Origin of the sequence: Macrococcoides goetzii (assembly GCF_002742385.2) — a bacterium.
GTDB lineage: Bacteria > Bacillota > Bacilli > Staphylococcales > Staphylococcaceae > Macrococcoides > Macrococcoides goetzii.
In genome coordinates this window covers 259,926-272,521 of the sequence record NZ_MJBI02000001.1, presented here as the reverse complement: position 1 = coordinate 272,521, position 12,596 = coordinate 259,926, and the positions used below count along the sequence as shown (strand labels likewise).

The window sequence follows — 12,596 nt, the reverse complement described above, 5'->3', positions numbered from 1 at the left end:
TACTCCTTTATTTTTTCACTGATATACTCATTCCATCACCTATATCGATGAAATTCGTATCATACCCTGTATTTTCACTTAACCAAGTATTATATTTCTCGATTTTTCGCACCATCTGTTTAATATTTCTACTGCGCACAATTTCAATATTGCCTACAAAATCGTGGTATAAAATATTATCAGTAATAATTAAACCGCCTTTTCTAACAAGCGGACTGTATAGTTCAAAAAACTTTAATGATTGCGCCTTAGCAGCATCGATAAATAATATATCATATTCTTTGTCGCTCACCTCATCAAATGCTTCAAGCGCATCTTTAAAGATAGGGCGAATTTGTTCTGCTCTGTTATATTGTTCAATGTGCTTTAAAGCATATTGATACATTATTTCATTACGTTCAATCGTTGTGATATGAATATTATCTTTTACTGATGCAAAATGTAATGCACTATATCCAATTGCTGTACCAATTTCTAATACAGAATTTGCATGATGTATGCGAATCAACTGCTTAACGAATTCTACTGATATTTTATCCATAATTGGCACATCATTTTCTTTTGCTACTTCAATTAAATCATCGATTGTACTGACTGGATTTAATTTACTGATATATGTCTCTTCTTTTATCAATTAAAACAATCCTTTAACGAAAAAATTACCAACCACAACGGCTGGTAGTAGTGTTTTATATTTTCATGATATTGTACCATAAAATAACGAAAATTGTAATAGTAAAATTACAACTTGATAAAATCAAAAAAGAATAGGACAAAATATCCTATTCTTATTGCTGACTATCAATATGTTTATCTTTAAGTTGTAAATGCTCTTCATATGTTTTAGAGAAATAGTTCTTACCGTCTTTTGCTGCTAAGAAGTATAAATAATCTGTCTTCGCAGGATTTAAGACACTTTCCATTGACTCTTTACCACTTGTCGCAATAGGTCCAGGTGGTAATCCTGTATTAATGTACGTATTATAAGGGGATTGAACTTTCAAATCTGCTTCATACGTAACAGCTTTATGGCGACCTAGCGCATATAACACTGTAGGATCTGTCTGCAGTGGCATCACTGGATTTGCTTCCATACGATTAATAAATACTGATGCTATCTTAGCTCGATCTGTTAGTCCCGTCGCTTCTCTTTCTACTAATGATGAGAATGTCAGGAATTCATGAAATGTGAGTCGCTTTTCAGTACCAGCTTCTGTCAATAAAATGCCACCATATTTATCCCATAAAGGAAAAGCATTTTCTTCAGTCGCCGTTAGCATTTTATCAACGATTTCTTCAGTCGTAGGATTCTTTTCAGTAAAATCATATGTCGCAGGATATAAATAGCCTTCTAAAGGTACTTTAACATCTTTATTAAAGACCTCTTTTGTGATTAACTTCGGATGTTTTTTCTGCATCTTTTTAATGAAAGCAGGATTATTTACCTCTTTAACAAAATCCGCTTTATTAATTGAAGTTTTCTTTTCAACAATCTCACCGATTTGATTGATTGTAATACCTTCAGGAACATTCATTTTAAAGACAACTGGAATGTATACTTCCCCTTTTTGAAGACTTTTTGAAATTTGTTTAAACGTCATAGAAGGTGATAATTCGTAATTTCCAGCCTGGAAATTAGAAATATTATTAAACTTCAAATAATACTTGAACATCGTACTACTTTTAATGATTTTTTCTTTTTCTAATTTTTCTCCAATCATCGTTGCAGACTCACCAGGTAATATTTCTATCTTTGTAGTAGATTTATCATCTGGATTCAGTGGCTTTTGGCTAGAGCTAATATAAAAATAACTACCAACTGCTAAAATACACACGCCTATTAAAATAATTCCGATAATGATAGAAGAAAGAAGTTTAGAGAAAGATTTTGAATCTCTAATTTCTTTGTTTCTATTCGACATAATCAAACTCCTTTAAGATTAAAGCTCTTCTTCTTCATCAAAGTTAGTGTTTACGAACTCTTCAATCATATCCCACTCTTCATCTGTTTCGATAGGAATTAATTTCCCGCCTTCTCCTTCGCTATCTGGTACATTGATCATTGGAATTAATTCGATTTCTTCCTCTTCATCTGAACCTTCTTCAGCTAAGATAACATATTCTTTCTCAAATCCTGGGTGGAAGAAACTAACAAGTTTACGGTATAAAACTTCGTTGCCTTCTTCATCAAATAAAGTTAATAACTCTTCTTCATTGTTGATATCTAATGTCGCTTCATTTAATTCTTGATTGTTCATTTCTTCTGTCATTTTAATCATCCTTTTTATTTTGAATTTAAATACCCTTGTAATATGAAAACTGCGGCCATCTTATCAATGACCTGCTTTCTTTTCTTGCGTGAAACATCCGCTTCTAACAGTGTTCTTTCAGCACCAACTGTCGATAAACGTTCGTCCCACATTACTATTGTAATGTCAGGACAAACTGCTTTCAACATTTCACTAAATCGAATTGACGCTTCTCCCCTTGGTCCTACTGAATTATTCATATTTTTAGGTAATCCAATAACGGCAGTATCAACATTATTTTCATCTATGATCTTTTTGAGTTCGGCTATCCCAAACTCTTCATTTGCTTCATCGATGCGGAGTGTAGTAAGACCTTGCGCAGTCCAACCCATGGCATCACTTAATGCAACACCAATTGTTTTAGAACCAACATCTAAACCGATAACTTTATTCATTACCTTTTTTCTCAGTTTGAATATAATTTGATACAAGTTGTTCCATAATATCATCACGATCTAAACGTCGGATTTGATTTCTGGCATCATTGTGTCTAGGAATATAAGCTGGATCTCCTGATAATAGATAACCAACGATTTGATTGATCGGGCTATATCCTCTTTCTTCTAAAGTATTATAAACATTCAATAATACAGTTCTTACTTCTTCTTTCGGTAGTTCATCAAAGTTGAACTTCATCGTTTTATCGAAATTTTCCACTGCAATACACTCCTTTGTATGACATTTATTCAATAATATCATACTATAAAACAATTTTTAATTACAATGTATTAATATAATCCTTCACAAATTGTAATGCTGTTGTAATACCAGCTGGATCATTTGCTGCACCTTGCGCAGAATCAGGACGGCCGCCACCTTTACCGCCAGTTGCATTTGCAACACCTTTTATAATGTCTCCAGCTTTCACTTGTGACGTTTTGTCTTTTGGTACACTCGCCATATAAGTCAACTTATCGTTAGCTGCAGCGATAAAGATTACTGCGTCCTGTAATTTAGATCTATAGTCGTCCATAAGTTCACGCAGCATTTTATTGTCTTCTGCATCTACTTCCACTGCTAATAACTTAAGTCCGTTAATTTCTTCAACTTGTTCTGTTATGTCACCCATCTTAAGAGATGCTACTGCTTTATTCAATTCAGTGATTGTTTTTTCCTGACCACGAATCGTAGCTGTTAATTCATCAATCTTACCTGCTAATTGTTCTTTCTGTTTTACTTTCACTTTTGGTAAAATGTCATTCACTGTATTTTGATATGTTGATAAATATTCAAATGCTGCTTTGCTTGTTACGGCTTCAATACGACGTACACCAGCCCCTGTACCTGATTCAGACACCATCTTAAATAAACCTATTTCACCAGTATTGCGTACATGCACACCACCACATAGCTCAATTGAATAATCACTCATTTCAACAACACGAACGATATCACCATATTTTTCACCGAATAAAGCCATCGCACCTTTTTCTTTTGCTTGTTTTATCGGCATTTCATTGATTTCAACCGGTAGATTTGCCCATATTTTTTCATTTACGATACGTTCTATTTTTTCTATTTCTTCATGTGTAACTGGACCGAAATGAGAGAAGTCAAAGCGAAGTCGTTCTGGCGTAACTAATGAACCAGCCTGATTGACATGTGTGCCTAAAACATCTTTCAATGCCTGATGCATTAAATGCGTCGCACTATGGTTTTTAATTACAAATGTTCTGAAGTTTGGATCTACTTGCGTCTTCACTTTAGCACCAACAGTTACTTTACCGAAACGAACTGTTCCTGTGTGCAGATTCTGACCATTTGGAGCCTTTGTAACTTCAGTAACCTCAATCTCAAAATCTTCATTTGATACAATACCTGTATCAGCAATTTGTCCACCACTTACAGCATAAAATGGTGTCTCAGAAAGGATAAACTGTATTGTATCTTCTTTTGAAGCATCTACACTTTCACCGTTTTCAACAATCGCTACTACTTCTGTTTCATTTGTTAAAGTATCATAACCAACGAATTTACTTTCAACTTTAATATTCGATAACACTTCATTTTGAACCTGCATACTTTGCGTCTTTTGTCTTGATTCACGCGCACGTGTTCGCTGTGCATCCATAGCCATTTGGAATCCTTCATGATCAACTGCAATACCTGCTTCTTCAGCTAATTCTTCAGTTAATTCAACAGGGAAACCGAATGTATCATACAATTTGAATACATCTTTACCTTTTAATCGTTTATCTGAATTTTCTGCAGCTTCTTTTAATGCATTGAAATGTACTAAACCTTCTTCAAGTGTTTCATGGAATCTATCTTCTTCAGATTTAATTACTTTTTTAATGAAATCTTTATTTTTATCTACATCTGGATAATATGGTTTCATAATGCTTGCTACGATATCAACAAGCTCATACATGAAAGGTTTATTAATATTTAATTTCTGAGCAAAACGAACTGCACGGCGTAGTAAACGACGTAATACATAGCCACGCCCTTCATTTGATGGTAGTGCACCATCACCAATTGCAAAGCTTACTGTACGGATATGGTCTGCAATCACTTTGAAAGCAATATCATCTTCTTTATTATTACGATATTTTTTTCCTGAAATTTGTTCTGTTGCTGCTATAATCGGCATAAATAAATCTGTATCATAGTTTGTCGGAACATCTTGAGAAATAGAAGCCATACGTTCTAATCCCATCCCTGTATCTATGTTTTGCTTTGGAAGCGGTGAATATGTGTGATCAGGGTTATGATTGAACTCAGAGAATACTAAATTCCATACTTCTAAATAACGCTCGTTCTCTCCACCTGGATACATTTCTTCTGCAGGATCATCTTGGCCATAGCTCTCTCCACGATCATAGAAAATTTCAGTATTCGGACCACTCGGACCTTCTCCGATATCCCAGAAGTTTCCTTCAATACGTGTAATACGGTCATCAGTTAAACCGATATCATTAACCCAGAAATCATACGCTTCAGTATCTTCCGGATGTATTGTAACGTATAATTTTTCTGGTTCAATCGCCATCCAGCGCTCACTCGTTAAAAATTCCCATGCAAATTCGATTGCTTCTTTCTTAAAGTAATCACCAATAGAGAAATTCCCTAACATTTCAAAGAATGTATGGTGACGTGCCGTAAATCCAACATTTTCAATATCATTTGTACGGATTGATTTTTGTGCATTTGTGATACGTGGGTTTTTTGGAATAACGCGGCCATCGAAATATTTCTTAAGCGTCGCAACACCTGAGTTAATCCACAAAAGTGTGTCATCATCAATCGGTACTAACGGTGCTGAAGGCTCAATCATATGACCTTTCTCTACGAAAAAGTCTAAATACATTTGTCTAATTTCTGCTGCAGTCAATCTTTTCATTATTATCTTCTCCTTTAAAATAAAAAAATACACGTTATCCCTAAAAAAGGGACGAACGTGTTCGCGGTACCACCCTAGTTATGACAAAGTCATCACTCGATTAATATTCATAATAATAAGATAAAGTAGCTTCAGTAATATCAAGCATATCTTTCACCAACCGATATGTCTCTAAGTCTTGAGGGATTACCTACTCAGCTTTAAATTTGATTAGTTAAATTATAATTGAATCACATGCTTATCGTCAACTTAAACATAATCATATGGAGATATATCTCCCATATTAATCATCGGTGAAACAAGATGCATATTCTCTTCGGTCATTTCACCAACCTGAAATGGTAATTTTTTAAATACTTCATTTTCTTTATTTTCATCAGTATCGCTGTCGTTTTTTACAATGTCTTTCTGATCATCTGTGCTAAAATAATCCATTAAAAACTGATAAAAAGAAGTGAATCTGGCATTACCCAATCTTTTTATACCATCATTAAATGCATTAACATCTCCGCAAAAGATAAGAGATTGTTTCGCACGCGTTAATCCTGTATATAATATATTTTTCTGCAGCATTCTAAAGTACTGATGGACAACCGGCATAATGACAATCGGAAATTCTGATCCTTGTGCTTTATGTATCGAACAGCAGTAGGCATGGGTAATTTCAATTAAATCAGCTTTTGTATACGTTACTTCATTCCCATCATAATCTACAATGACGACATCCTTATTCAGTGCATTTTCTGCTGCTTTAAAGATACCTACGATTTCTCCGATGTCTCCGTTAAATACACCATCTTCAGGTCGGTTTACAAGCTGTAAAACTTTATCGTGATTTCTAAAGACAACATCACCAAATTCCATTTCTCGCTTTTTATCTTCTGGTGGATTTAATATTTTCTGTAAAACTTTATTCAATGCACGAATCCCTGCATTACCTCGATAAATTGGCGCGAGCACCTGAATGTCCCGCATATCATAACCTTTATTAACAGCTGATGTAACGATTTTCTCGATAACTTCTGGAATTTGATCCGTTTGACATGGAATAAAACTTCTATCACTGTATCGTTTTGTAATATCGAATGGTTCATTTCGTTTAATCTGATGTGCTAGTTCTACAATAGAAGAGCCTTCCTGCTGACGATAAACTTCATTCAGTTCAATCTGAGGAATAATTTGAGACTCTATTAAATCTTTAAAGACTTGTCCAGGACCTACGGATGGCAACTGGTCCTGATCACCTACAAAGATGATCTGAGCGTCATTTGGTACAGCTTTCATCAATTGAAACATTAACCACGTATCAACCATAGACATCTCATCAATAATGATTAACTTTGCAGTAATTTCATTTTCTAAAATATCATCAGGTTTATTATCTCGTGTCCAACCGATCAATCTATGTATCGTCGTTGCTTCCAATCCTGTTGATTCATAGAGTCGTTTTGATGCACGACCAGTTGGTGCTGCAACAACGATTGGAAAGTCCTGACCATCATAGTCATTATAATCAAGACTTAATCCATGCAGTTCTGCATATAGTGTCACTATTCCACGGACAACCGTTGTTTTCCCGGTTCCTGGACCACCTGATAAAATCATCAGTTTACTATGCATCGCCTGCATTAAAGCTTCTTTCTGTTTTTCTGCATATGAAACTTCAAATAACTGTTCAATCTCTCCAATAGCAAGCATTATTTCAGATTGTTCAAATTGCTTCAATTGTTCCTGATGGTTCATTAATCGATGTAATATTTGAACGGTCTTTGTTTCAGAATAAAACAAGCTAGGAATATAAATATTTTTTTCATGTTCCACAAGTAATTTCTTCTCTTCGCAAAGTTCAGTTAAAGCATTCACTAAAGCATCAGGATTAACTTCAGAACCATTTTTAGTTAACAGATTGAAGCTTGTCTCAAGTAGAATCTGATCCGGAATGTAAGTATGCCCATTTTGTAATGACGCCTGCTCCATACCATAGACTAACGCTGCTTTTAATCGTTCAGGATGATTGTTATCTATACCGATATGACGGGCTAATTCATCAGCTTTATTAAAACCTATTCCTTCGATATCCATCACTAATTGATAAGGTGATTCTTTTATCACCCTTATCGTATCATCTTTATAAAATTGATAGATTTTCATTGCAAGCTGAGGACCAAAGCCCCAATCATTTAATTGAATCATGACTTTCTCAATCGCCTGATTTTCATTGATTGTATTGTAAATTAAATCTTTTTTATCTTGTGATAGTTTCGGAATCTGGTCCAGACTGCTTTTATCATCTAAAATAATGTTCAGTGCATCTTCGCCAAGTATTTCAACAATTGTACGTGCTGTTTTTTTGCCGACACCTTTAAATAAATCACTGGAGAGATAATGAATGATACCATCTTTAGATTGAGGTAAATCCTTCTCAAATTTCTCAGCCTGTAATTGTTTCCCGTACTTAGCGTGTAATATAATCTTTCCGGTAAATGTATAAGTATCACCTTCTGCAATTTGAGGTAGGAATCCTGTAACCGTCACTTCATCATCAAAATCTTCATTTGTATCGATTACTTCGGCCTTTAATACCGTATAAAAGTTATCGTTATTCTGAAAAAGTATACGGATAATAGTGCCTTTCACATAAGATTGATCAAATAAAGTGGCGTTCTCCAAGTTTATTCCTCCTTCATTGCTTTGAATGTTTTCAGTGCATGACCAGCTAGCAGATGATCAGGCTGAATATCAATAACACGCTCGAATTCAACTATAGCTGCATCGATATTTTCTGTCATCATATAATCTGCAAGTGCCTTATTATAAATCGCGTCTGTATGATCTGGATTATCACTTAGTACACGTTGTAAAGTTTTAGATGCTTCTTCAAACATATTCATCTGACACATCACTAGTCCATACTGAAAAGTAATTTCCGTGTCATCTGGTTTGAGTTCATGTGCACGCATTAAGAATGGCAATGCAGACGCGAAATCACTAAGATTAACAAATGACATACCAAGCATGTAATATGTATCACCATCTTCCAGTCCATTTTCAATGGCTTTGTGATACAATTTCACCGCTTCTTCAAATCGATCTGCATTATAATATATATTAGCCAGACCATAATATGCACCACCATGAGTCGGGTCTACAGTAATAGCTTTTTGAAAGAAACGTTCCGCTTCAATCGGTTGATTTGAATCCAGAAGTATCGTTCCCATATTAATATAATGGGTCACTTCTTCGGGTTCTTCATCAATTGCTTCTATTAATATTTTTAGTGCCTCTTCATATTGTTTTGTTTCAATCAATTGCATTAAACGTTCGTCATTCATAGTCGTTCTCCTCTATTATATTCATTGTATTATTATATCAAAAAATAAAAAAGAAGACATTGCTGTCTCCTTTGAAATTTATTGTGTCACCACATATGTTAACTGACCAGAATTTTTAAATACTTCATCAATCGTTGCACCGCCTAGACAAACTTCGTTCTGATAGAATACCACTGCCTGACCAGGTGTAATTGCTCTCACGGGTTCCGCAAAAATCACTTTAACCGTATTGTCATCGATACGTTCAACAGTAACATTCGTATCCTTTTGACGATATCTGAATTTAGCCGTACATTCAAATCCATTAGACAAATCAATATCATTGATAAATGAGACGTCAGATGCAATCAAGTAATCACTGTATAAAGCTTCGTGGTCAAATCCTTGCTCAACATACAATACATTTTCTTTTAAATTTTTACCGACAACAAACCAAGGATCGCCATCTCCACCAATACCTAGCCCATGACGTTGTCCAATGGTATAATACATTAGTCCTGAATGTTCTCCCATTTGAATGCCGTCTAAAGTCATCATTTTACCGTTTTGTGCAGGAAGATATCCACTTAAAAATTCTTTGAAGTTACGTTCTCCAATAAAACAGATACCTGTAGAATCTTTCTTTTTAGCAGTTGCTAAGTCGTTGTTAATAGCGATTTCACGTACTTCAGGTTTTTGCAGATGTCCTAAAGGAAACATGACATGTTGTAACTGTTCTTGTGATAACTGATTTAAGAAGTATGTTTGGTCCTTGTTATTATCAACACCACGTAACATTTCAACTGTACCGTCATCATTACGACGAATTTGAGCATAATGCCCTGTAGCGACAAAATCCGCTCCTAACGCTAATGCATGATCTAGAAATGCCTTAAACTTAATCTCTTTATTACACATTACATCCGGATTTGGCGTTCTACCTTTTTTATATTCATCCAGAAAATATGTAAATACTTTATCCCAATATTCTTTTTCGAAATTTACAGCATAATAAGGGATGCCGATTTGATTACAAACACGGATAACATCTTCATAATCCTCTGTTGCAGTACATACACCAAATTCATCAGTATCATCCCAGTTTTTCATAAAGATACCGATAACGTCATAGCCTTGTTCTTTTAGTAATAATGCAGTTACTGAGCTATCAACGCCACCACTCATTCCAACTACTACTTTAGTTTTTTCATTTGTCATTCTTATCTACTCATTTCTATTCATTTCATAAATTTTTTTAATTTGTAATGCAATATAATCAATATCTTCTTCTGTCATTTGATGTGAAAAACTAAATCGTATTGACTGTTTTGTACGTGGATGTTCACCAAACATTGCAGTAAGTACATGACTCGGTTCTATACTACCAGCAGTACATGCAGAACCACTTGATACAAACACGCCATTCATATCAAGAATTGTAAGCATTTTCTCTACATCACTGAATGGAAAATATAGATTAGTGATGTGAGGTAATGATGTATTCATGTCTCCGTTTAATTCAAACGGAATATCGTAAGACTGAAGCGCGTTAATAAAATGTTGTTTCAAATGTATCAATTTTAAACTTGATTGTTCAATATTATCTGTAGCCAATTCTAAGGCTTTTGCCATACCGCTGATATATGCGATATTTTCTGTACCCGCACGACGTTTAATCTCCTGTGCGCCTCCAAGCTGCTGAAATTGTAATGGTGTCTTATCTTTCACATATAGTAAACCCACACCTTTTGGGCCATAGAACTTATGTGCAGTGAGCGTAAATAAATCAACTTTCAGCGATTTTAAGTCAATCGGCATATGTCCAATCGTCTGAACACCATCAGTATGAAAAACTGCCTGATGATCATCTAATAGTTCAGCTATTTCATCAACTGATTGAACAGTTCCAACTTCATTGTTACCAAACATAATAGAAACTAATATGGTATCTTTACGCAGTGCATCTTTCAAAGTATCTACTGTGACAAAGCCTTGTGCATCCACAGGCAAATATGTGACTTCATACCCTTCTTTTTCAAGTTGCTCAAAGACGTGTAATACAGAATGATGCTCAATAGAAGAGGTAATCAAGTGTTTACCCTTATGCTGATTCTGGTATGCAACACCCTTAATTGCCAGATTATTCGATTCAGTAGCGCCACTAGTAAAGACAATTTCTCTTGGTGATGCGTTCAATATTTTTGCAATTTTCATACGTGACTGATCTAAAATTCTACGACCATCACGTCCGATATGATGTATTGACGAAGCATTACCAAAGTGATCACTTAATACTTCAGTTATTTCAGATACAACTTCCGGCGCAACATTAGTAGTTGCTGCATAGTCTGCATATACCTTCATGATTTATGAACATCCTTTCAATTTTTTCAATAACTTATCTTAACACCCTTTAAGAAAAAAAACTATCTAATTAACTTAATTGTAAAAATTGTAAAGATTCTTATTTTGAAAAATACTTTAACGATTTTCAACTATATATAAATAGGAGGAGATTTCATTTGGAACGAATCATATTAGAAATTCTAAATAGCCGTGATGTTGACTTTAACCAGTCAAAAAAACTAGAAAAGTTACGATTAGGAAATGCTGGAGAACAAAACGTTCGAGGAATCATAGCACAATTTGAAGAAATCGACACAATACATGATATTTTGTTTGAAGTTGATGGCAGTTATTTTCAAATTGATCATTTGATAATCTCAGGAAACCATCTGATTATTCTTGATGCTAAGTATTATAGTAGCGACGTTTATATCAAGAACGGCCACTGGTATCTGGATGATTTACAAATAAAGAATCCTTTGACGAGTTTGAATAATACCGTAAATCAGCATTTGAAAAAGTTACTCTATTATCATGACATACAATTAAAAATTTATGGCTATATAGTATGGTGTAATAAAAATGCCTATATATATGGCTTGGAGAAAAAGTTACCGATTATTCACTTGAATCGATTGGAGGAATGTCTTCAAAAATTATCGCGACATGGCGCATCAATGTATACTACTGCCGATATTTTCGAACTACGTTCGCGATATAACCCTTTCCTGAAACACTATCCTGAGAAATTACATACTTTGAAGAAAGGTTTGAATTGTCCTAAATGTTTCAGTCTACTCGGAGAACGCAGTCGAAAAAAATATATTTGTCGCAGTTGTGGAGCATCGTATCATTTAGAAGACATTGTATTTAAAAATTTACAGTATTATTGTCTGGTGAAGGGAGATAATGAAATAGATATTTATGATTTTTATAAATTTATAGATAAGCCTATTTCAGTTCGTACTTTAAATGATTATCTTAAGAAATGGATAGTTATAAATAAGATAAAATACTTTAAAAAGCGACACTATTACTTATTGGATAGTTTATTCTTTACAAAATAGAATAATATATATATTTATTTCGATAAAATTTTTTATGGCGGTATCGGAACTTTTTGTACTACGATTCCGCTATTTCTCATTACCTTTAGCGGTATCGGAACTTTTTGTACTACGATTCCGCTATTTCTCATTACCTTTAGCGGTATCGAAACTTTTTGTACTAAGATTCCGCTAAAATTTCATCTACTATACACAAGCATATAATTATCATAATTCCCGA

At 34.3% G+C, this 12,596-nt stretch carries 11 protein-coding genes; 1 reads left to right on the top strand and 10 read right to left on the bottom strand.

Annotation, left to right across the window (positions count from 1 at the left end):
* Nucleotides 1-7: 7 nt before the first annotated feature.
* The 10 genes from BFS35_RS01370 to BFS35_RS01325 form a co-directional block, all read right to left on the bottom strand.
* Nucleotides 8-634 carry an O-methyltransferase gene (locus tag BFS35_RS01370; protein WP_099578559.1) on the bottom strand — a complete coding sequence of 209 codons (627 nt, stop codon included), beginning with the start codon at nt 632-634 and terminating at the stop codon, nt 8-10.
* Nucleotides 635-788: 154 nt separating this feature from the next.
* Nucleotides 789-1,922, bottom strand: a complete 1,134-nt coding sequence (gene mltG / locus BFS35_RS01365) for an endolytic transglycosylase MltG (protein WP_240628321.1) — start codon at nt 1,920-1,922, stop codon at nt 789-791.
* Nucleotides 1,923-1,940: 18 nt separating this feature from the next.
* Complete coding sequence (locus BFS35_RS01360; RefSeq protein WP_096076290.1) at nt 1,941-2,270, bottom strand: DUF1292 domain-containing protein; 330 nt, start codon at nt 2,268-2,270, stop codon at nt 1,941-1,943.
* A gap of 14 nt (nt 2,271-2,284) precedes the next feature.
* Nucleotides 2,285-2,704 (bottom strand): Holliday junction resolvase RuvX, encoded by a 420-nt coding sequence (ruvX, locus tag BFS35_RS01355; RefSeq protein WP_099578561.1) that lies wholly within the window; start codon nt 2,702-2,704, stop codon nt 2,285-2,287.
* Entirely contained in the window at nt 2,697-2,966 is a 270-nt protein-coding gene (locus BFS35_RS01350; RefSeq protein ID WP_099578563.1) for an IreB family regulatory phosphoprotein, read from the bottom strand. Before BFS35_RS01350 ends, ruvX begins: the two co-directional genes overlap by 8 nt.
* Before the next feature lie 61 nt (nt 2,967-3,027).
* Nucleotides 3,028-5,652: an alanine--tRNA ligase gene (alaS, locus tag BFS35_RS01345; protein WP_099578565.1), complete on the bottom strand. Its 2,625-nt coding sequence runs from the start codon at nt 5,650-5,652 to the stop codon at nt 3,028-3,030.
* Between the two features lie 249 nt (nt 5,653-5,901).
* On the bottom strand, nt 5,902-8,322 hold the full coding sequence (recD2, locus tag BFS35_RS01340; protein ID WP_099578567.1) for an SF1B family DNA helicase RecD2: 2,421 nt from the start codon (nt 8,320-8,322) through the stop codon (nt 5,902-5,904).
* A 2-nt stretch (nt 8,323-8,324) separates the two neighbouring features.
* The gene (locus tag BFS35_RS01335; protein WP_099578569.1) at nt 8,325-8,984 is read right to left on the bottom strand and encodes a tetratricopeptide repeat protein; all 660 of its coding nucleotides are present in this window, start codon (nt 8,982-8,984) and stop codon (nt 8,325-8,327) included.
* Nucleotides 8,985-9,062: 78 nt separating this feature from the next.
* A complete protein-coding gene (gene mnmA, locus BFS35_RS01330; RefSeq protein WP_099578571.1) occupies nt 9,063-10,181 on the bottom strand; it encodes a tRNA 2-thiouridine(34) synthase MnmA in 1,119 nt (372 codons plus the stop codon).
* 6 nt (nt 10,182-10,187) lie between these two features.
* Nucleotides 10,188-11,327, bottom strand: a complete 1,140-nt coding sequence (locus BFS35_RS01325; protein WP_099578573.1) for a cysteine desulfurase family protein — start codon at nt 11,325-11,327, stop codon at nt 10,188-10,190.
* A gap of 158 nt (nt 11,328-11,485) precedes the next feature.
* Between BFS35_RS01325 and BFS35_RS01320 the strand changes: the two genes are divergently transcribed.
* Complete coding sequence (locus BFS35_RS01320) at nt 11,486-12,376, top strand: nuclease-related domain-containing protein (RefSeq protein WP_158554225.1); 891 nt, start codon at nt 11,486-11,488, stop codon at nt 12,374-12,376.
* The last annotated feature ends 220 nt before the right edge of the window (nt 12,377-12,596 follow it).